Source organism: Gordonibacter sp. 28C, assembly GCF_003339845.1.
Taxonomy (GTDB): domain Bacteria; phylum Actinomycetota; class Coriobacteriia; order Coriobacteriales; family Eggerthellaceae; genus Gordonibacter.
In genome coordinates this window covers 1-21,306 of sequence record NZ_PPTR01000021.1, presented here as the reverse complement: position 1 = coordinate 21,306, position 21,306 = coordinate 1, and the positions used below count along the sequence as shown (strand labels likewise).

Sequence of the window (21,306 nt, the reverse complement as noted above, 5' to 3'; positions counted from 1 at the left end):
CACTCGCTGATTACATGGCAAAACAAAGGAGCCCGTTAACGGGCTCCTTTGTTTTTCGATCTTTGATGTTTCACGTGAAACATCAAGACGTTGAAGCTATCAATTCCTCGAAAAGTTTTTCAAGCTCGTCTTCGTCCTTGAACTCTATTTCAATCTTGTTCTTCCCTTGGACGGTTTTAACTCTCACATTGGTATGCAGAACATCTCTCAAAGCCTTTGCCACTGTCTTAAACGATTTCGGCGTTGGCTGCCTCTGCTGGGAGGCTTCCGAATTCTTCTTTCCCGCAAGAAGACGCGCTATAGCTTCTGCTTCCCTCACTGAAAGCTTTTCATCAACAAGTTTTTGCGTGAGCTTCTGCCTTCCCTCTTTGGAAGGAATGGAGAGAATGGCACGAGCATGCCCTGCAGTGATCTTTTCTTCGAACAGCAACTGCTGGGCTTCCTCGGGTAGCTCGAGAAGCCTTAATGCGTTGGCGACGGTGGAACGCCCTTTCGACATAGCCTGTGCGACTTCGGATTGGGTGAGATTGCGTCGCTCCATCATACGTCGATAACCATATGCCTCTTCGATCGGATTCAAATCCGATCGCTGCACGTTTTCCACAAGCGCAAGTTCAAGGGCTTTGTCGTCATCCGCCTCTTTAAGACGAATGGGAACGGTTTTCATTCCAATCGACCTACACGCCTGCCAGCGCCTTTCGCCTGCTATTATCTGATACTTGTTGGACCCGACCGGCCTAACAAGTATAGGTTGCAGAAGCCCGTCTTTCTGGATGGAGGCGGCGAGCTCCTCTATTTCCTCCTGTTTGAAGTTCGTTCGGGGCTGATCGGGGTTAGGAGACACCGAATCGAGCGGAACCTCGTCTGTTTTTCGTTCGACAACGCTCTTTATAGTCACATGGTCTTCGTCTTTGATAAACTCCTCGGAAGACGATTCCTTGTTAACCGACGGTTTCTCGGTGCTTTGAACCGGAACAGAAGGAGGAACCGCTCGTTTTGCAGGTGCAGGAAGCTCTTCAGCTTCGATAATGACGCGTGGAGCCGGCTTGGCGGGCTCAGGCGGAACCGCTTCTTCGTAAGAGCCACCCAATAACGAATTAAGACCGCGTCCCAATCCGCTTTTCGTTGATTTAGCCACGGTTAATCACTTCCTTTGCAAGATTAATGTACGATTGAGCGCCTTTGCCGGAGGGATCGTACTGCGTTATGGGCTGTCCGAAACTAGGTGCTTCAGAAAGCTTCACCGTACGAGGAATAAGCGTCTCGAACACGGTTTTCCCAAAATAGCTGCGAACCTCTTCTACAACCTGCTTTGATAAGGTCGTTCTCCCATCGTACATAGTAAGAAGCACGCCAAAAATATCCAAAGATGGATTAAGGCGCGTTTTGACACGTTTCATTGAATCAAGGAGTTTTGTCACACCCTCCAATGCATAAAACTCGCATTGAATTGGAATGAGCAGTTTATCGGCAGCAACAAGCGCGTTTACCGTTAGTAAACCAAGCGACGGTGGGCAATCTATGAAAACGTAGTCGTACTTGCCCCTCAAAGACCCCACCGAATCACGCAAACGGTTCTCACGTGCCATCTCAGACACAAGCTCTACTTCTGCTCCAGCAAGGTTGATAGTGGCTGGAATAACATCCAGCCCTTCGCACACATCGGGAATAATGACATCCTCTACAGGAACATCGTTGAGAAGAACATCGTAAATACAGTGATCGACACGACTTTTCTCTATTCCGAGACCACTTGAAGAATTGCCCTGGGGGTCAAGATCGACAAGAAGAACCTGCTTGCCCATCTCTCCTAAAGCAGCAGACAGGTTGATAGCAGTCGTTGATTTCCCAACGCCGCCCTTCTGGTTGATAATGGCCATGACCTTCGTTTGACCTATAACATGCTTGACAGGAGCTTTTTCCTTGAAGGACTTGATAGGCTTGAGGGGAATTTCTTTTTCCTCCTCATGAACCACTTCGCGCTCGATGACTTCTACATCTTCAATAACGATATTGTCCTCATAGGATGAGTCTTCGATAGCGATTGGTTCTTCAGATTGCTTGGTGACAGTCTCAGCTGTTTTTCTGTCTCGTTTTAGACTATCGAACAGTCCCACAAAGGGCCCCCTTTCAAGAGCAGTATCGTTAGTATACCTTGTTTATGTTTCACGTGAAACACTATACGTGTGTATTCGCGCGTCTCTGCCCTACCGGTTTCATTTACATAACTTGAAGACTAGTTTTATGCAAGCTTTGCAGAATGTTTTGGTTAGGACCGCGCAAGAAAACAACGGTCGTTTCGTTGGATTCGTGCAAGGTTTTTACGAACTTTCTTGGAATCAATTACGGTTCGTGTGCAAGGTTAGGGAGTTATCCTTTTTACCAAATTTCAATTCAAAGAAAGGAATTCAATGGATCGTGCAACTCGAACATTATTGGCAGAACATGCTCGTTTTATGAGGAGAAACATGACCCCAGCCGAGAAACAGCTCTGGTACAGCTTTTTACGTGATTATCCGATCCGTTTTTCAAACCAAATTATCATCGGTCCCTACATCGTCGATTTTTTATGCCGGAAAGTAAGGTTGAGCGTTGAACTCGACGGTTCTCAACACTACGAGGAGAATCATAGAAGATACGATGAAATTCGTACGACGTATCTAGAAATGGAAGGTATAAAAGAATTGAGATTTCCAAATTCGTATGTACGAGAAAATCTTGAAGGTGTTTGCGAGGCTATTCATCAAGAGGTTCAGAAGAGAAGAAACGACCTATGCGCGATACCTTTGGACTTAGTTAGAAACAAAAAGTGATGTTTCACGTGAAACATCACTTCTAAGGACACCATAGATTGTTTCACGTGAAACAATCTAGAGAGGTTTCTTTTGAGCCAAACCCACTCTTCTTGGTAATTTAATCTTAGGTTTTCCGATTTTTTCGAAGCACACTATCCTTCTTGAAGTTTCCCCATCGCTAAGAGTCAATGTTCTATCGGAACGAAGGCTCAACCCAAACTTGCTTTGAAGAGAGAGCGCATGATCCCATTCATCTTCTTGGATATTTGCCTTATAGCAAATCAACAATCCATTTTTTACAAGCAATGGGCTCGCGAGCTCCATAAGGACAGACAGCTTCGACAAAGCACGAGCTGTTAACGCGGCAAAAGATTTAGGTCGATCTATTGCAAGATCTTCTATTCGGCCACTGTACGTGGTGATCAGCTCATCCAATTCCAGTTCCGAAAGAATAGATTCCATAATAGCTATTTTCTTTTGAACCGAATCAACAAGGACAGTTTTTCTTCCCGATTCGATTGCAAGAGGAACCCCTGGAAAACCTCCACCAGTTCCCAAATCGCCGTACAATCCTTCTGGTGCACTATTTAGTTCTTGAAGTCCGGCGAGCGAGTCCTCTATATGGAGCTTTCGAGCTTCGTCAAGAGAGGATATGCGCGTGAGATTGGTTGTTTCATTAGCTTCGAGTATTTTTTTTAGATAAAGGTCTATTAGATCTTTATGCTGCATTGTGAATCCTTAATAGAGGTATACGCTTGTTTGGATAAGTGTATCATCACGTATTTGTTACTGTAATCGGTATTGGCTATGTACACATCCTCCATCGATTGTTTCACGTGAAACAATCGGATGCAACCAATCCTAATATGGCAAATGTTTCACGTGAAACATCACAATATGAAAAAGCCTCCGTTTCCGAAGGCTTCATACAATAACGTTAATCAGTTCAAACTAGCGAGGAAGAATGACAACGTGACGCGCGCTTCCTTCTCCTTCGGAAGCCGTTTCCACTCGGTCGTCGTCCCTCAAGGTTATATGAACGATACGACGCTCGTACGGAGTCATCGGACGAAGTTTGACGCTTCTATTCTGACTCGCCGCTCTATTGGCGGAGGAGCGGGCTATGGATTCAAGTTTTTGGCGCTGACGTCCTTTGTAGCCTTCGATATCCACTACAACCGGATAGCGATATCCGATCGTCCGGACCGTGATAGCAGAAACGAGGAACTGCAGAGCATCGAGCGTTTTGCCATGCCGCCCGATAAGCACGGCCAGGTCATCGCCCGTGATGTCGAGGATCAATTCTCCTTCGTCACCTTCGTACTCGTCGATCGTTACTTCTCCGACGTTGAAATACTTGAGAATGTCCTGCAAGGCGGCAATAGCCGTGTCGGCGATGCGATCGAGCTCCTCATCGGTCAGCTCGACAGGTTCTTCCGGGGTTTCCTCAGTGTCCTGCTTCTCTTCGATAGCTTCATCAGTCATGGCAGACTCCTTCGATATGCAACCCACGTGAGTTCGAATCGGTTAAACTCATTGTTTCACGTGAAACATTCTAACCGAATTAGCGCTTCTTAGTCGGACGAGGCTTTTTCACTTTACGGGTAACGTCGACCTCGATCGGCTTCACCTCGATGGTCTCAGCAGCTTCAGCATCCCTCTTTTTCATAATGCGCATGGAAATCTGCTGCTGCCCAAGACCAATAAGCGAAGAAGCACCCCAGAACAGTAGAACGCCTGCAGGGGAGCCCCAGCTGATCCATAGCATGAACAGGCTCATCACACCGGACATGATCATGGTTTGCTTGCGCTGGGCGTTATCCTTGTTGTTCATCTGCTGAAGAACCATGGGGAGGAACGTGGCACCGGCAAAAATGATCATAAGGATCAAATAGGGAACAAATGTTCCAAATCCTACGGCAAAAGCTTCAGAAGGACGCTCGACCAAACTTGGAACCAAATTGTAAAACTCGTAGGTCGATCCTTCGGTACGGGCGCCCATCTCTGAAAGCACCTGGAACAAAGCCATGAAGATTGGCATTTGAAGGAGCATGGGCAAGCAACCTGCCAAGGGGTTGAACTTCGCCTCGGCGTACAGCTTCTGCATCTCCTCTTGCTGACGTGGGGGGTCGTCGGCGTACTTGGTCTGGATCTCCTTCATCAGAGGCTGGACCTTCTGCATCTGGAAGGACGATTTCGTCTGCTTGTGCATAAGAGGCGAGATCAGCACACGGAATATGACCGTTACGATGATGATTGAAAGGCCCCAGTCCCCGCAAAAATTGTAGAAGAACTGGATGATCTGAAATATCAGATCCTTAAATGCGTCCCACATGTAGCTTTTTCCTTCCTATATACCAAAGAAGCCGCACGAACCGCTTGTTCAAGGAACAGGGTCGTATCCGTGAGGGCCTCCCGGACGGCATCGTAAAATCCGCTTCACCGTCAACTTCAATCCTTTCCAGAACCCATAGCGCTTGAAGGCTATGATCCCGTACTCGGAGCAGGTTGGCGTGAAACGGCAGCACGAGGGAAAAAGCGGAGAGATAGCCGCGCGGTAGAACGTGATCAAAAACACCGCAATAGTGCTCGGCAGGCGTTTTATGAAATCGGAGATCGTCCCCATCGCAAGAACCTCATCGCACCCCGGCTCGCTTCAACGTATCGTCACATGCTGCTAGCACTTTACTATAAGACGAGCTCACGATGTTCGACTTTGCGAGGAAAATCACATCGTAGCCCTTCCAAGGCCCGTTAAGTTCACGACACACGGCCCTCATACGCCGCTTGGCGCTGTTTCTCCACACCGCGTTGCCAAGTTTCTTTCCAGCAACAAAAGCAGCACGACCTGCTTGGTCGTGCTGCTTTTCATTGCGTACCACAATAAACGTAAGGTAAGGCGTGTGCAAACGCTTACCATGCGTGAACAGGGAAGATATCTCCGCGTTGGATTTTATGGTCTCCAACTCAGAACCCCTGGCTACACGCAGAGGCGCTTGCGTCCCTTGGCGCGACGAGCAGACAGAACGGCACGGCCGCCCTTCGTCGACATGCGGGCACGGAAGCCGTGGCACTTGGCGCGCTTGCGCGTGTTAGGTTGATACGTGCGCTTCATGGTCATTTCCCTTTCAATACTTTCAAGAGCAACCTCCAAAGTATATATCATGTTGCCGTGGCGTCAAGCTTTTTCAAACAGGCAAGGAAGCGTTCTCCTTAAAAAAGCCGGGACTCAAACCGACATGATGCCGCAACCAATTCATTTGCACCCGCTCGAACAAATTTCCTTGAGCACCTGTTTTCCACTAAAAGAAGGAACACTCGTTCACTTTGCTGAATTTCTTTTTGCATCATTCGGGTCAAAACACGTGCTGCAGCGCATAATGCGCGGATTATCGGATAATCCGAAAAGAAACCGTTAGGAAAAGACAGCTCAAATTGTGGAAAATGGGGAAAACTGAGATTTCATTCGAAAAGCATTGTGGAAATCTCCAACTAAGTGCGTTTGTCAAGAGTGCGTTTAAAAGAAGTTTACAAAGCCCCTATCAGCCATTTTGATTTCCACTTTTAGTAAACATTGCTTTGAACAGGGATTTTACGATTTATAATTAAAGAAATATTTTCAATGCTTTTCACTTCGTAATGTTTTACGCATCAAATCGACACCTCCCAGTATCGCCTTCAAACACTATCTGGGAAAACTGATTTCCCGTAAAAGTCAATGAAAATTTCAACAACAGCTCCATTTTTCAACGTTTCCCACCGCTATTCGTTCAATCCCTTTTAGCCTTTTCCACTTTTTCTGAATAAAATGTTGAAAACTTTGAAAAGACCTCGTCTTTATAGGTTTCAAATTCATAGATAGATGAATGTTGGTAAATTCAACTCATGAATTCCGCAGGTGAATAGATTCATGGGATAAAAAACGGTACAATGCAGCTGAATGTCTTTGAAAAATGTTGAATATCGAATCTGAAAAACGGAATACCATTGAACGACCAGATTGAACATTCAAGTCATAGCGATGAATCCGCAGGTGGAAATACGGGTTCGTTCGATTATACCTACGTGCAGACCATTGCGCGCATCGCGCAGTACGACGATTTGCGCAGCGCTCCGCGCATAACGGAGATACAGCCGGCACCGACGGCTGAATTCATCGAACAACTTGCCTCGAAAATCTACGAACAGGCCAAGATGGCCGGAGGAACGATACCCTACACGGTTATCCGAGAGGTATCCGAAAACTTCATTCACGCTCGATTCGCGGAGATCATCGTCTCCATACTCGACGACGGGAACACGATTCGATTCGCGGACCAGGGCCCCGGTATCGTCCAAAAAGACAAAGCCCAGCTCCCGGGTTTCACTTCGGCCGTCGAGCCGATGAAGCACTACATACGCGGCGTCGGATCGGGACTTCCCATCGTGAAGGAGTACCTGGACTTCTCCCACGGCACCATATCCATCGAAGACAACCTGGGGACCGGCGCGGTCGTCACCATCAGCCTTAAAAACAATACCGACCAGGATGTGACCTTCTCCCCATCGTCCTTCCGGGAACCGCGTCCGCAAACAGGGCGCAGGATCAACGGACAGGGAGCGCAGTCCTCGCCCCTCGTTCCCCCTCTGTCCCAACGCGAACGCGACTTCCTCCCCATCTTCCTCAGCGAAGGCGCCTTGGGGGTCACCGACCTCTCGCGGCTCACCGGCGTGCCGCAATCGAGCACGTACGTGACCCTCTCGAAGCTGGAAGAAGCGGGATTGATAGAGAAAACGATCGGACAAAAGCGTATTCTGACCGATCTGGGTTTCAACGTAGCGAATTCGCTATAATCGCCATCAAGAGACAAGCACCGCCTTATGAAGAGAGATCGGTCTGCACGGACGCGGCGTGAAAGCCGATCGACGCCCGCTGCGAGCGGCGACCTTCTTAGGCACGGCAAGGAAGACCTCGGCACGAGGGGAACATCATGGAAAGCGAAAAGCTCGAACAGGTCTGGCGCGCCGTATGCGACCAGGTTAAAAGCTACAACAATATAGACCCTTCTCAGATAAACGCCTTCTTCTCGCGCCTGCAGCCCCAGGCTATGAGCGAAGACTTCCTCATGCTCACGGCCGACAACGACTTCATCAAGACCTGGATCGAGCGCCATTACGTCGATTTCATAAAGCAGGCTCTCATGGATCTGTACCATACGGCGTACACCGTGGTCATCGAAGTCGATATAACCGCGGAGAATTCAAACGGAAACCAATCGAACGTGGAAAACCGCGTGGAAACGCCCGCAACGAACCCTTCCTACGAAACCCGGGCGCCGCTCGGCCAAACCGTGCCCAGCAAGCCCATAGGCGCGACTGCGCAAAACATCTCCGACGACGGCGTCGAAGGGAGATCGACCCGCGATGGTTCAGCCGCTCTCCGCCAAACCGCCGCATCCGTCGATCGACGGGAAGACTTCTCAAATCCCTTCAACGCATACGAAGATGATGAGGGCGGGGAAGGGCCCGACGGGCCCACCTCCACGCTCACGTTCGAGAACTTCGTTATCGGCGATTCGAACCGCATGGCCTACTCCATGGCGGTCGCCGTGGCGGAAATGCCGGGAAAAGCGCATTTGAACCCTTTGTTCATCTACGGCAAATCGGGCCTCGGGAAAACGCACCTGTTGAGAGCCATCCAAAACTACGTGCACGAGACCATGCCGAACCTCTCCACCATCTACGTGGACTCGGCGGAGCTGTTGTCCGACTATATGGAGGCGAGCGCGGCGCACGACAAGGAGAAATCAAGCTACAAGAACTTCAAGACGCGCTATGAGGAAGCCGACGTGCTGCTCATCGACGACGTTCAGTACCTGCAGGGAAAGAAGCAGACGCTCGACATCGTCTTCCAGATATTCAACAAGCTCACCGGGCAGGGACGCCAAGTGGTGCTCTCGGCCGACCGCGCGCCGAAGAACATCGACATCGACGAGCGTTACAAGAGCCGCTTCAATTCCGGCGGCACGTTCGACATCCAGCCGCCCGAGATCGAAACGAAGCTGGGAATCGTGAAGAGCTTCGTGGAAGAGTACAAGGACAACGAGGGCAAGGCCAACTTCGCTATACCCGACGACATACAGATGTACATCGCGGAAAGCTCCAGCTCCAACATTCGAGAGCTCAAAAGCGCCGTCACGAAGGTCATATACCAGATGACCTTCTTCAACCAGCCCGACTTGAGTCTGGACGACGTGCGCAGCCTGTTGGAGAACCACTTCTCAGGAGGGCCGTCGAAGAGGCTGACCATCGCCGACATCCAAAAAGAAGTCGAGACGTTCTACAAGGTGAGTCACGCCGACCTCGTGGGGAAGAAGCGCACGCGCAACATCATCTACGCACGGCAAATAGCCATCTACCTTTCGCGCCAGATGCTCGACCTGCCGTTCAACGACATAGGAAAGAAGTTCAACCGAGATCACTCCACCGTCATGTATTCGGTGACGAACGTGGAGGAGAAGATGAAGGAAAGTCGCGAGTTGCGCGAAGAATTGGAAACGCTGAAACAGCTCATCAGGGAAATATAACCGTTGTTGAGCCTATCAGACACGCGTCGATGAGATGTTTCACGTGAAACATCGACCGAACGAAGAAACGAAAGACGAGGAAACAAAGAGTTAGTTTGAAAAGGAACCAAACGGGCGTTCGGCGGAAACATGACTGAAAGATGACTGGCAACTTGGTGAAAACCATAGGTTTGCATGGGAAAGATAATGAAAGCGATAAAACCTGTTGAGGGACGGTGCATGATCTAAACGTTCCAAACGGTAATAAAAAGCAACGTTGACGTGGGTGAATGTCAGTTATCCACAAATCCACCGTCCTTATTATTATGATTATTAAAACCTTAGTTAATTAAAGGAAGACCTTAAAACAAGGATAGGGAAAGACAGTCGGACGGAAAACCCGGTTGATTCTTCACCTGCAAGACCTTTTCAAAGAGAGCGTTATCGAGGGACGCAAAATATACGGGAGAATTTATAATGGCGTCGCGTCCATGCGCGATGTTTGACATACTGGACGGAGCTGCCTGGGCAGCATTCGAGAGAAAGGGATGCTTTGAAATTCAGCATAAACCAATCGGAGCTGCAAAACGCTCTCAGCGTGGTGCTCAAAGGCGTGGCCACGCGTTCCACGCTTCCCATCCTCTCCGGCGTGTTCCTCGACGTCAAAAACGACTCCCTCACGCTGCAGACGACCGACCTCGAACTGTCGGTGCAGTACACGGTGGCGGCGCTGGTGGAGGAGCCCGGCAAGGCCGTGGTTCCCGGCAAGCTGTTCGCCGACATCGTGAAGAACCTTCCCGACGCGGCCGTGCATGTTGAGGCCGACGACGAATCGGCCGTCATCACCTGCGACACGGCCTCGTTCTCCATCAAGGCGCTTAACCCCGAGGATTTCCCCGGGTTCCCCCACGTGGACGTCACCCAGAAGGTCGACATTCCCTTCGCCCAGTTCTCTTCCATGGTGCGCCGTGTGGCTCGCGTCGTGTCGAAGGACGAAAGCAGGGCCATCCTCACCGGCGTTCTCATCACGATAGAGGATCAGCATCTCAAGATGGTGGCCACCGATTCGTATCGCCTGGCCATCACCGAGGCCGAGATCGCCGAGCCGGCCGCCGAGGAATTCCAGGCCGTCATAGCCGGCACGTTCCTGCAGGACATAGCCGCGCTGCCCAAAACCGACGATCCCGTCTCGTTCGCGCTGGCCGAGAACCAGATCGTCGTGACCTACCAGGATACGGTGTTCGTGAACCGCCGCATCGAAGGGAACTTCCCGAATTATCGGCAGCTGCTTCCCGATTCCTACAACACGCGGGTGAGCATGCCGGTCGAGCACCTCGTGGCCGGCGTCAAGCGCGCCTCTCTGCTGGGCCAGGCATCGTCGCCTGTGAGGTTCGACATAAACATAGCGTCCCAAACCACGCAGCTGTCTTCCGTCGCCCAAGACGTGGGATCGGCCCAGGAAACCATCTCCTGCTCCGGCGAAGGGGAGGACGTGGAGATCGCCTTCAACTACGCGTACCTGCTTGACGGCCTGGCCGCCGTGGGAACCGACGAGGTCTTCCTCGAGGTCCAGTCGTCGCTCAAACCGGGCATCTTCAAAGCGGCCGAGCCTGAAAACTTCCTGTACCTCGTCATGCCGGTGCGCATCGCGTAAGGCGGCTTCCGCCCCTTCACGCCCCCGAGTCCATGGACCTGCGCATAGAACGCATATCGTTTCGGAACTTCAGGAACTACGACCGCTTCGATCTGTCCGACCTAGGTTCTTTGACGGTGCTCGTGGGCCCGAACGCCGTGGGGAAAACGAACGTCGTAGAGGGCATCCAGCTGCTCACGGCGCTCCAGTCGTTTCGCCATCCGGCGCTCGAGCAGATCGTTCGCCAAAGCGCCGACTTCGCGCGCCTCGATGCGGACGTAGGGGACGGCAGCCGCGCGCTCGCCCTTTCCCTGCAAGTGAGCGACGGCAAGAAGCGGTACCTTCTCAACGGGAAGGGGAAGCGCACGGCCGATCTGAAGGGGCTCGTTCCTTCCGTCGCCTTCACGCCGGACGATTTGGAGCTCGTGAAGGGGTCGTCGGCGGTGAAGCGCGCCGCGCTCGACGCGTTGGGTTCCCAGCTGTCGGCGAACCATTACGTGATCAAGAAGGACTACGAGAAAGTGGTCCGCTACAAGAACCGTCTTCTGAAGGAAGAGGCTTCGAACGATTTGGTGGCCAGCATCGACGAGACGCTCGTCACATGCGGGGCGCAGCTTGCCTGCTACCGTTCGGCCCTGTTCGAGAAGCTGGCGCCGGTCGTGCGGTCCTATTACGCGACCATAGCCGATGGCCGCGAGGACATGGACCTGTGCTACGTTCCTTCGTGGGAGGAACATGACCCGTCGGCGGCGGCCACCTACTCGTTCGGCCGCGACGAGGCGCGCGACCGCCTCCAAGCGCAGCTGACACGCCGCAGGGACGACGAGCGTGCCCGCAAACGGGCGCTCGTGGGACCCCATGCCGACCACGTGGAGTTCTTCATCGGGGGCCGCAACGCCGCCTTGTACGGCAGCCAGGGTCAGCAGCGCTCGATCGTGTTGGCTTTCAAGCTGGCCGAGGCTTCGCTTATCCGCGAGATGCTCGGCCAAAAACCGGTGCTGCTGCTCGACGACGTTATGAGCGAGCTCGACGCCGGCCGCCGCAATGCGCTCGTGTCGTTCATCGAGGGCGACATCCAGACGTTCATCACCACGACGAACCTGTCTTACTTCGACGAAGGGCTGCTGGCACGAGCCCGCGTGGTTCGTCTGCCCTTGGAAGGGGAGTGAGGGCGATGAAGAAGCTGAAGGCGAGCCTCGACCAACTCAAGGCCGTTTTGGAGGAGAAGAACCCTGGCGGCGCCGAAGCGCTGCGCTACGCCGAGGTGAACGATTTATGGAAGAACGCCGTGGGCGCCGTGTTCGGGGGGGATTCCGCCGCATTGGTGCTCGACCATACGAACAGCGTGTACGTGATGTCGGGAGAGCAGGGGGGCAACCTGCGCCGCTTCGACCGTCCTCGCAGCGAGACGCAGGGGGTCGTGGCGGGCAAGGTTCTAGCCGTGTACTGCGACGACAGCATGGTCCGATCGGAGTTGGACAACCGCCAAGAGCTTCTCAAGATGAAGTTCAAAGAGCAGGGCGAGGACGTGGAGGCCCTGAAGATACTCCCCTCCACGCGCGATATGAAGAACCGCCATCCTTTTCGCGACGAAGCGGCGCGTACGGGCACGTCGGACCGTTCGTTCGTCCGCCCAACCCGAACGTCGCGCGCTCTGACGGAAGACGAGTTGGCCGCCGTCCACAAACGGGCGGCTCAAGTGGAGGATCCCGCCGTGCGCCGGGCCCTCTACCGCGCCATGTTGGCCGAGGCGGCCCATCGTGAAGAAGGGAAGGGGTCCGAGGACGCGTTTTAAGCGTTTTCTCTCACTTTTCCAGCGGTTTCAGGTTCGTTAACCGCTTTCATGTCGATATCGGCCCCTATAACGGTTGTATGGAAACCCGTTGCGTTCAAAAGCGACGTTTTCGACAAAATTACCACACATTCACTTTTTCTCCCCTTATACGCTTTCTGAAAGCCTCTAAAAGAGGTTAAAACTGTTGGTACCGTACCCCTGTTATGATACAATTTTCCAGTTGTCGCCATAACGTTCGGCCGGCGTGTCTCGACGGTCGGTCCGAGGCGCTGCGCGACGGTCGCGCCGTCCCTGCTCGTCTTACAGGGAAACAGGCGCGTTCTCACGAAAACGCACTGAAAAAGGAGCATGTCAGTGGTAAACAAACCTGACCATTACGACGGTTCTGACATCCAGGTCCTCGAGGGCCTGGAAGCGGTCCGCAAGCGTCCGGGCATGTACATCGGCTCGACCGGCCCGCGCGGCCTGCACCACCTGGTGTACGAGGTCGTCGACAACGCGGTCGACGAGGCCCTTGCCGGCTACTGCGACAAGATCGAGGTGTGGATACACCCGGACAACTCCATCACCGTCGACGACAACGGTCGCGGCATCCCGGTGGACAAGCATCCCAAAGAGAAGATCCCCACGGTCGAGGTCGTCCTCACCATCCTGCACGCCGGCGGCAAGTTCGGCGGCGAGGGATACAAGGTGTCCGGCGGCCTGCACGGCGTGGGCGTGTCGGTGGTGAACGCCCTTTCCTCGCGCGTCGAGGTGAGCGTGTTCAAGGAGGGCGTGCAGTACGACATCTCCTTCGACCACGGCAAGACGGCCGAGAAGCTGCGCGAAGTGGGCAAGGTCAAGCGCGGCAACGGCACGACGGTGACGTTCTGGCCCGATTCCGAGATATTCACCGACACCACCGTGTACGATTACGACACGCTGGCCAACCGCTTCCGCGAGATGGCGTTCCTGAACAAAGGGCTGAAGATCGTCCTGCACGACGAGCGCGCGAACCCCGGCAGCCCGCTGTCCGACATGGCGCCCGAACCGCGCACCGAAGTGTTCCAATACGCCGGCGGCATCGTCGACTTCGTGAAGTTCCTGAACGAGGGCAAGGAGACGCTGAACAAGCCGATCTACTTCGAGGCCGAGAACGAGGACGGCACGGTGGAGGTGGCCATGCAGTGGTCGTCCTCCTATTCCACGAACTCGGTCATGGCGTTCGCGAACAACATCAACACGCACGAGGGCGGCACGCACCTCGACGGCTTCAAGCAGGCCGTCACGCGCACCATCAACGAGTACGCCCGTGCGAAGGGCATCCTCAAGGAGAAGGACTCGAACCTCTCCGGCGACGACACGCGCGAAGGCTGCGCGGCCATCGTGTCCGTGAAGCTGCACGACCCGCAGTTCGAGGGGCAGACGAAGACGAAGCTTGGCAACACCGAGATCCGCCCGCTCGTGCAGAACGCCGTGACCCAGGGCCTCGCCGAGTACCTGGAGGAGAACCCGAAGCCGGCCAAACGCATCATCGACAAAGCCACGCAGGCGCTGAAGGCCCGCGAAGCCGCCCGCAAAGCCCGCGAGATGACGCGCCGCAAGGGCGTGCTCGACTCGTTCGCGCTGCCGGGCAAGCTGGCCGACTGCTCCAGCAAGACGCCCGCCGATTCCGAGATATTCATCGTAGAGGGCGACTCCGCAGGCGGCTCGGCCAAGCAGGCCCGCGACCGCAAGACGCAGGCCATCCTGCCGCTGCGCGGCAAGATCCTCAACGTGGAGCGCGCCGGTTTGCATCGCTCGCTGTCCAGCGACACCATCAGCTCGCTCATCACGGCCATCGGCACGAACATCGGCGACGATTTCGACGCCGACCAGGCGCGCTACCACCGCATCATCATCATGACCGATGCCGACGTGGACGGCGCCCACATCCGCTGCCTGCTGCTCACGTTCTTCTACCGCTACATGCCCGAGCTCATAAACCGCGGCTACATCTACATCGCGCAGCCTCCCATCTTCGGCCTGAAGAAGAAGAACTCGCGCAGTCCCAAGATCGAGCGTTACATCTACGACGAAGGCGCGCTCGGGAACGTGCTCGCGGAGTACGACAATCCCGATAAGTTCGACGTCCAGCGCTACAAGGGCCTTGGCGAGATGGACCCCGACCAGCTGTGGGAGACCACGATGGAGCCCGAGACGCGCACGCTTTTGCAGGTGAACATCGACGACGCCGCCGAGGCCGAGCGCGTGGTGAGCGAGCTCATGGGCGACCAGGTGGAACCGCGCAAGGAGTTCATCCAGAAACATGCCCGCGACGTCCGCTTCCTCGATATTTAAAGGAGAATCTCAGTGGCAGATAACAACGATTCTTTCGACGAGTTCCTGAACCGCGCCGAGGAAGACTACGACGCGGAGGGTGCAGAAGAGGATGATCTGGACGGCGCGCTCGCCGATGCCGAAGATGCGGGCGAGGAAGAAGGTTTTTCCGCCCCTGGCTCGGTGATATCCGACGAAATGCGCGCGAAGGCGCTCATCAAGGACGACCTTCCGAGCGCGCACGGCGAGATCGTGGAAGGCGCCAACGGCGGCAACGGCACCATCGTCCGCACGGCGTACCTGGGCAAGGAGATGCAGACGTCGTTTTTGGAGTACTCCATGAGCGTCATCGTGGCCCGCGCCTTGCCGGACGTGCGCGACGGCTTGAAGCCGGTGCACCGCCGTATCCTCTACGCCATGAACGAGAGCGGCTACACGCCCTCGCGCCCGCACATGAAGTCGGCCCGTACCGTGGGCGACGTCATCGGCAAGTACCACCCGCACGGCGATTCGGCCGTGTACGACACCATGGTGCGCTTGGCCCAGCCGTTCTCCATGCGCGTGCCGCTGGTCGACGGCCACGGCAACTTCGGCTCTATCGACGGCGACGGCGCGGCGGCCATGCGTTACACCGAGTCGCGCTTGGGCAAGGCGGCCATGGAGCTGCTGAGCGACTTGGACAAAGAGACGGTCGACTTCCAGCCGAACTACGACGAGAGCTTGGAAGAGCCCGTCGTGCTGCCGGCTCGCTTCCCCAACCTGCTGGTCAACGGCTCGCAGGGCATCGCCGTGGGCATGGCCACCAACATCCCGCCGCACAACTTGGGCGAGACGATCGACGCCACGTGCATGATGTTGGACGACCCCGACGTGACCACCGAGGACCTCATGAAGGCCCTGCCCGGGCCTGACTTTCCCACAGGCGGCATCATCATGGGCAAGAAGGGCATCCTCGACGCATACGAAACGGGCCGCGGCTCGCTCACCGTGCGCGCGAAGTGCGAGGTCGAAGAGAAGAAGAACGGCCGCAGCTCCATCATCGTGAAGGAAATCCCCTACATGGTGAACCGCCAGCGCCTGTTGGAGAAGCTGGGCGAGCTCGTGCGCGACAAGAAGCTGCCCGAGATCAGCAACATCCACGACGGCGCCGACCGCCACGGCATCGACATCATCATCGACCTCAAGCAGAACGCCATCCCGCAGGTGGTGCTCAACAAGCTGTACAAGCACACCCAGCTGCAGGTGGGTTTCGGCGCCATCATGCTTTCGCTGGTGGACGGCGTGCCCCGCGTGCTGTCGCTCAAGGAGATGCTGCACTACTACATCGCCCACCAGGAAGACGTGGTCGTGCGCCGCACGCGTTACGAGTTGGCGAAGGCGGAGGAGCGCGCCCACATCCTGGAAGGCTTGGTCGTCGCGCTCGACAACATCGACGAGGTCATCAGCATCATCCGCTCGTCCGACACCGACGCCGTGGCGTCCGCCCGCCTGACCGAGCGCTTTGGGCTGTCGAAGAAGCAGACCGACGCCATCCTCGAGATGAAGCTGCGCCGCCTGACCGGCTTGGAGCGCGGCAAGATCGAAGAGGAATTGGCCGCGCTGCGCGAGAAGATCGATTACTACAAGCGCGTGCTGGGCGATATGAACCTTGTGCGCGGCATCATCAAGGAAGAGCTCCTGGAGATCAAGAAGAAGTACGGCAACGCCCGCCGCACGAAGATCTCCGGTGATGCCAAGGATATCGACGTGGAGGATCTCATCGCCGACGAGAACATGGTGGTGACGGTGACGAAGGCCGGCTACGTGAAGCGCCTGCCCGTGGCCACCTACCGCCAGCAGAAGCGCGGCGGCAAGGGCATGCAGGGTGTGAACCTGAAGGACAACGACTACGTGGAGCACTTGTTCGTGGCTTCCACGCACGCCTACATGCTGTTCTTCTCAACGGCCGGCAAGGTGTACCGCTTGAAGGTGTACGAGTTGCCCGAGGCGTCGCGCCATGCGCGCGGCACGGCCATCGTGAACCTGCTGCCGCTGGCGAAGGGCGAGACCATCTCTGCCGTCATCGCCACGAAGGACTTCCCGGCCGACGAGTTCCTCATGTTCGCCACGTCGCACGGCATGGTGAAGAAGACGTCCATGGAACTGTACGACCGTACGCGCCGCGACGGCCTCATCGCCATCAACCTGAAGGACAACGACGAGCTCATCTCCGTGAAGCGCGTCGCTCCCGGCGAGAAGGTTATCATGGTGTCGAGCGCCGGCAAGGCCATCAAGTGGGACGAGGGCGAGGTGCGCGGCATGGGTCGCGACACCATGGGCGTCCGCGGCATGAACGTGCCCCCCATCGCCCGCGTGCTGGGCATGGAGATTGCGAAGCCCGGCACGGAGCTGTTCGTCATCACCGAGAAGGGTTACGGCAAGCGCACCCCCGTGAGCGAGTATCCCGACCACCATCGCGGCGGCCAGGGCGTGTTCACCATCACCATGACGGAGAAGAAGGGCCTGCTGGCCGCCATGAAGATCGTGGCGCCCGACGAGGAGATCATGATCATGTCCGAGGAGGGCGTGGTCGTGCGCACCCCGGTGCTCGGCATCTCCGAGCTCGGCCGCTCGACGCAGGGCGTTTGCGTGATGAAGGTGGCGGACAAGGATCGCGTGACGGCGGTTGCCATATCGAGCCGCGGCAAGAAGAAGCGCTCCGGCGACAAATCCGGCACCGACGACGAGTCGCAGATCGACCTTCTTGAAGACGAATCGGAAGAGGGAGACCTCGCCGAGAACGAGATCGACGAGTCGTAGAAGCGATTCCGTCCAATCTGACCCGACTCGAACGACGGGCCCCGATCAGGGCCCGTCGTTTTTTCATGTCCCTCAACGATTTCCCTTCCCATTAAAACGATTCGTTTTTTCATTTTGCAAAAACGATCCTGCATGCAATAAGCCGCTTTTTTTTTCTTCATTCTTTTTGGCAAACTTTTTTGTATGGAGCATTTTTTTTCATACAGCGTTTTCAACTCTCCTTTGCCTATTTTGCTTTTTCACCTCCTCCCTTCCTCCTTCAGTAGCAAACCTCCCTCTCTTTCGCCATTCCGATAGTGTTTCACGTGAAACATACCGCGATCGTATCGCAATTGTTAATTAATTATTTATTTGGTCATTAATAACTTTTTCATTGCCAATTAGCGAACGTTCGTACTCATGAATGCGGAAATCGTGGACGGGTTACACGTCCGGCACGACGGTGTTGACGTGCCGTATACTGCACGCTTCGCGAACGTTGCCGCGCCCGTCGGAATCGGGCGCTTCGTATGAAAGGGGGCGAGAGCCCGTGTCCATAACCGCATTGGCCCAAGGAGCGATCGGGTGCGCGCAGGGCGCCTGGGGGCAGGCCCAAAGCGCCGGACGGCGCGCCGGCATGGCGAGGAAGGCGCGCGCCGGCCGAGCACCGGCCGACAAAACCACGTCCGGCGACGTGTTCATGCTGTCCGTCCCCTTGTTCGTGGAGCTGTTCATGCAGATCATGGTGGGCAACGTGAACCAGATGATGCTGGCGCCGCAAGGCGTCGAGCCCGCCGCCGCCGTGGGCAACGCGCTGCAGATACTCAACATCATCACCATAGCGCTGTCCGCCATGGGCACGGCGTCGACCGTGCTCGTCACGCGCGTGCTGGGCAACGCATCGTCCAAGCGCACGATATCGGAGATAGCCACGGTGGCCTTGGTGGTGAACATGGTGCTCGGAGCGCTTATGACGGTCGCGCTGTTCGCGTTCTGGCCGCAGTTCTTCGCTTGGTTGCATATCGATTCGTCGCTGCATGCCATGGGGTCGTCGTTCCTGCTCATCGTGGGATCGACCACGATCATGCAAGGCGCGTTCTTCGCCGTCACGGCGCTGCTGCGCAGCTTCGCGCGCGTGGGAGACGTCATGGGGGCGAGCCTGGCTATGAACGCCGTCAACATCGGCATGTGCCTCGTGCTGGTGAACGGGGCTGGCATCGTCCCGGCGCTCGGCGTGGAGGGGACGGCCGCCGCGAACGTGGCCGCGCGTGCAGTGGGTTTGGCGCTGGCCGTGTTCCTGCTGCTACGGCACACCGACGTGCGCCCGTCGCCTCGTCTGCTGCGCCCTTTCCCCTGGAAAACGTTCAAGAATATGCTGGGCGTAGGCGTTCCCTCGTCGGGCGAGCAGATGAACTACGACTTGGCGCAGATCGTCATCCTGTCGTTCATCAACGTGCTGGGCACCACGGTGGTCACGGTGAAGGTGTACTGCTCCATGCTGGCATCCATCGCCTATCTGTATTCCATCGCGCTGTCGCAGGCCACGCAGATCGTGCTGGGCTACCTGTTCGGAGCGGGCAAGTTCGACCTGGTGCGCAAACGCGTGTGGATGGCCGATCTCATAGCGGCCGTGCTGACCACGGCCGTGTCGCTCACGCTGTGGTGGAACTTCGACGCGGTGGTGGGCCTGCTCACGGCCGATCCGCTCGTGCACGAGCTCGGCCGCCAGATCATGCTGGTGGAAGTGTTCCTGGGAATAGGCCGCAGCCTGAACATCGTGATGGTTCGCGCCCTCATCGCGCTCGGCGACGTGCGCACGCCGGTGACGGTGAACGTGGCGTTCTCGTGGGTGTTCGCCGTGGGCGGCGGCTGGCTTTTGGGCATCGGCTGGGGCTGGGGCCTCGTGGGCATGTGGATTGCCATGTGCATCGACGAATGGCTGCGCGCCGGGTTCCTCATGTTCACGTTCGCGCGGGGCGGGTGGAAACGCCGTGCGATGGGGGAGGGCGACAAAGGGAAACTGGATAGAGGAGGAACGGAAAGAATTTCGAACGGGGCGGCTCAAGGTGCCGTGGAGCAACCGGCATGGGAGGGGATTCCCGGCAAAGTGCTCGCCCCCCGCGGAACCTTCGCCCCGGCAGGCGTGAAGCAGGGCGAGATAGTGGGCGTGAACGCACCTTCGTTCGTGGCCACGACGACGCTCGACGGCCACAACGCCTCCGCAGCCGTGGAAGACGTCGTCGCTTCGTTTTGGTAGATGCCGCTCGGCGACGCTACCCTTCGAAGTCCTCGGGTGCCAGCTCTTCCAAAAACGATCGGAAGTCGGCGAGCTCCTCTTCCTCGTCCGGCGCGCTCTTGAACACGTAGGGGAACGAAGCCCTCTCGAGCACGTCCTCTTCGATGTAGATGGGAGCTTGCTGGCGCAGGGCGAGCGCGATGGCGTCCGAGGGGCGCGCGTCCAAGTCGATGAGGCGGTCGTGCTGCTTGAGGGTCAGGCGCGAGAAGAACATGGCGCCCTTCACGTCGTTGATGACCACATGGTCGACCCGCGCGTCGAGGTTCGTGAGGGCGTCGAGAAACAGGTCGTGCGTCATAGGTCGCGCGAAGCGAGCTTTCTCCAAGGCTATGCCCAGCTGGGTCGCCTCGTTCACGCCCACCCATATGGGCACGATGCGGCACTTGCCGGGCTGCGTGGGTTCCTCGACCGGCTGCAGCACGACGATGGAGGGGGCCGGCGCGGCCGAGACGATCAGGGTTTGCACGTTCACAGGTACCATGGAAGCTCCTCGCTGCGTCAGGGGACCGGTTCACCGGTTGCACCGATTATACCGCTGGCTCGCCCCGGCGGCGGTTGACGAAGAAGGCGTTTCCCCTATGTGACGGTCTTGCCGCGTTTCGGTTTTTACACTTATAGTCCAATGGAAAAATTCCCAGATGACCTTTTGAAAATGCTTGGTAAAAAAGTGCTTGACCAAAACGTTGATTGTGGGTTACAGTGTTCAGGCACTTTTTTTACGGGCCCGTAGCTCAGTTGGTTAGAGCGCACGCCTGATAAGCGTGAGGTCGCTGGTTCAAATCCATTCGGGCCCACCATTTTTTGCGATAAACGCTCCACCGTGAGCCGAGTTAGCCGGTGGAGCGTTTATTATTTTCTCGGGGAAAGTGCCGTATCACTTTTCGCCCGCCGCATTTCCGAGGCGAAAGCGCGATACGATGAAGAACGGGGCATTAGCTCAGCTGGGAGAGCGACGGCTTTGCAAGCCGTAGGTCAGGGGTTCGATCCCCCTATGCTCCACCATCAATCAGACGGATCCTGCGAAAGGGTCCGTTTTTTATAATATGAGTAGAGCATTGTCAAGATGCAATAAAGGCCCAGACCGGATCATTTCCAGCCTGGGCTCTCCTATATCAACCTCGCAAACGCTCACGGACGGGTGTGTCATTGAATCGACGCTCGTTTTC

18 protein-coding genes and 2 tRNA genes are annotated in these 21,306 nt (G+C 56.0%); 11 read left to right on the top strand and 9 right to left on the bottom strand.

Going from position 1 to position 21,306, the window contains the following annotated elements:
• Positions 1-82: 82 nt before the first annotated feature.
• Positions 83-1,138: a ParB/RepB/Spo0J family partition protein gene (locus C1878_RS16060; RefSeq protein WP_114602572.1), complete on the bottom strand. Its 1,056-nt coding sequence runs from the start codon at positions 1,136-1,138 to the stop codon at positions 83-85.
• Complete coding sequence (locus C1878_RS16055; protein ID WP_369833995.1) at positions 1,131-2,117, bottom strand: ParA family protein; 987 nt, start codon at positions 2,115-2,117, stop codon at positions 1,131-1,133. The genes C1878_RS16060 and C1878_RS16055 overlap by 8 nt, the downstream gene beginning before the upstream one ends.
• A gap of 294 nt (positions 2,118-2,411) precedes the next feature.
• On the opposite strand from C1878_RS16055, the gene C1878_RS16050 reads away from it, so the two are divergent.
• The gene (locus C1878_RS16050) at positions 2,412-2,813 is read left to right on the top strand and encodes an endonuclease domain-containing protein (protein ID WP_114602571.1); all 402 of its coding nucleotides are present in this window, start codon (positions 2,412-2,414) and stop codon (positions 2,811-2,813) included.
• A 57-nt stretch (positions 2,814-2,870) separates the two neighbouring features.
• Here the strand turns inward: C1878_RS16050 and rsmG are convergent, their stop codons facing one another.
• The 6 genes from rsmG to rpmH all read right to left on the bottom strand — a co-directional run bounded on the left by rsmG (position 2,871) and on the right by rpmH (position 5,910).
• Positions 2,871-3,524, bottom strand: coding sequence for a 16S rRNA (guanine(527)-N(7))-methyltransferase RsmG (gene rsmG / locus C1878_RS16045; RefSeq protein ID WP_114602570.1), 654 nt, complete (start codon positions 3,522-3,524; stop codon positions 2,871-2,873).
• 222 nt (positions 3,525-3,746) lie between these two features.
• The gene (locus tag C1878_RS16040; RefSeq protein WP_114602569.1) at positions 3,747-4,280 is read right to left on the bottom strand and encodes a R3H domain-containing nucleic acid-binding protein; all 534 of its coding nucleotides are present in this window, start codon (positions 4,278-4,280) and stop codon (positions 3,747-3,749) included.
• Positions 4,281-4,359: 79 nt separating this feature from the next.
• Positions 4,360-5,130, bottom strand: a complete 771-nt coding sequence (locus tag C1878_RS16035; protein WP_114602568.1) for a YidC/Oxa1 family membrane protein insertase — start codon at positions 5,128-5,130, stop codon at positions 4,360-4,362.
• 48 nt (positions 5,131-5,178) lie between these two features.
• Positions 5,179-5,421 carry a membrane protein insertion efficiency factor YidD gene (yidD, locus tag C1878_RS16030; protein WP_185903996.1) on the bottom strand — a complete coding sequence of 81 codons (243 nt, stop codon included), beginning with the start codon at positions 5,419-5,421 and terminating at the stop codon, positions 5,179-5,181.
• 10 nt (positions 5,422-5,431) lie between these two features.
• Entirely contained in the window at positions 5,432-5,761 is a 330-nt protein-coding gene (gene rnpA, locus C1878_RS16025; RefSeq protein ID WP_114602567.1) for a ribonuclease P protein component, read from the bottom strand.
• A 14-nt stretch (positions 5,762-5,775) separates the two neighbouring features.
• Positions 5,776-5,910: a 50S ribosomal protein L34 gene (gene rpmH, locus C1878_RS16020; RefSeq protein ID WP_041239173.1), complete on the bottom strand. Its 135-nt coding sequence runs from the start codon at positions 5,908-5,910 to the stop codon at positions 5,776-5,778.
• Positions 5,911-6,782: 872 nt separating this feature from the next.
• Here rpmH and C1878_RS16015 point away from each other — a divergent pair.
• From C1878_RS16015 to C1878_RS15980, 8 genes are all read left to right on the top strand, one after another.
• On the top strand, positions 6,783-7,628 hold the full coding sequence (locus C1878_RS16015; RefSeq protein ID WP_167510339.1) for an ATP-binding protein: 846 nt from the start codon (positions 6,783-6,785) through the stop codon (positions 7,626-7,628).
• A gap of 137 nt (positions 7,629-7,765) precedes the next feature.
• Positions 7,766-9,361 carry a chromosomal replication initiator protein DnaA gene (gene dnaA / locus C1878_RS16010; protein WP_114602566.1) on the top strand — a complete coding sequence of 532 codons (1,596 nt, stop codon included), beginning with the start codon at positions 7,766-7,768 and terminating at the stop codon, positions 9,359-9,361.
• 532 nt (positions 9,362-9,893) lie between these two features.
• Positions 9,894-10,994, top strand: a complete 1,101-nt coding sequence (gene dnaN / locus C1878_RS16005; protein WP_114602565.1) for a DNA polymerase III subunit beta — start codon at positions 9,894-9,896, stop codon at positions 10,992-10,994.
• A 32-nt stretch (positions 10,995-11,026) separates the two neighbouring features.
• Positions 11,027-12,142 carry a DNA replication/repair protein RecF gene (locus tag C1878_RS16000; RefSeq protein WP_114602564.1) on the top strand — a complete coding sequence of 372 codons (1,116 nt, stop codon included), beginning with the start codon at positions 11,027-11,029 and terminating at the stop codon, positions 12,140-12,142.
• Positions 12,143-12,147: 5 nt separating this feature from the next.
• Positions 12,148-12,768, top strand: a complete 621-nt coding sequence (locus C1878_RS15995) for a phosphoadenosine phosphosulfate sulfotransferase (protein WP_114602563.1) — start codon at positions 12,148-12,150, stop codon at positions 12,766-12,768.
• Positions 12,769-13,116: 348 nt separating this feature from the next.
• Complete coding sequence (gyrB, locus tag C1878_RS15990; RefSeq protein ID WP_199519367.1) at positions 13,117-15,087, top strand: DNA topoisomerase (ATP-hydrolyzing) subunit B; 1,971 nt, start codon at positions 13,117-13,119, stop codon at positions 15,085-15,087.
• 12 nt (positions 15,088-15,099) lie between these two features.
• Positions 15,100-17,865, top strand: coding sequence for a DNA gyrase subunit A (gene gyrA / locus C1878_RS15985; protein ID WP_114602561.1), 2,766 nt, complete (start codon positions 15,100-15,102; stop codon positions 17,863-17,865).
• A gap of 529 nt (positions 17,866-18,394) precedes the next feature.
• Entirely contained in the window at positions 18,395-20,101 is a 1,707-nt protein-coding gene (locus tag C1878_RS15980) for an MATE family efflux transporter (RefSeq protein ID WP_241963794.1), read from the top strand.
• 16 nt (positions 20,102-20,117) lie between these two features.
• Here the strand turns inward: C1878_RS15980 and C1878_RS15975 are convergent, their stop codons facing one another.
• Positions 20,118-20,621 (bottom strand): bifunctional nuclease family protein, encoded by a 504-nt coding sequence (locus C1878_RS15975; protein ID WP_114602560.1) that lies wholly within the window; start codon positions 20,619-20,621, stop codon positions 20,118-20,120.
• Positions 20,622-20,860: 239 nt separating this feature from the next.
• On the opposite strand from C1878_RS15975, the gene C1878_RS15970 reads away from it, so the two are divergent.
• Both C1878_RS15970 and C1878_RS15965 read left to right on the top strand, forming a co-directional pair.
• Positions 20,861-20,937, top strand: a tRNA-Ile gene (locus C1878_RS15970).
• Positions 20,938-21,066: 129 nt separating this feature from the next.
• Positions 21,067-21,142: transfer RNA gene (locus tag C1878_RS15965), tRNA-Ala, on the top strand.
• The last annotated feature ends 164 nt before the right edge of the window (positions 21,143-21,306 follow it).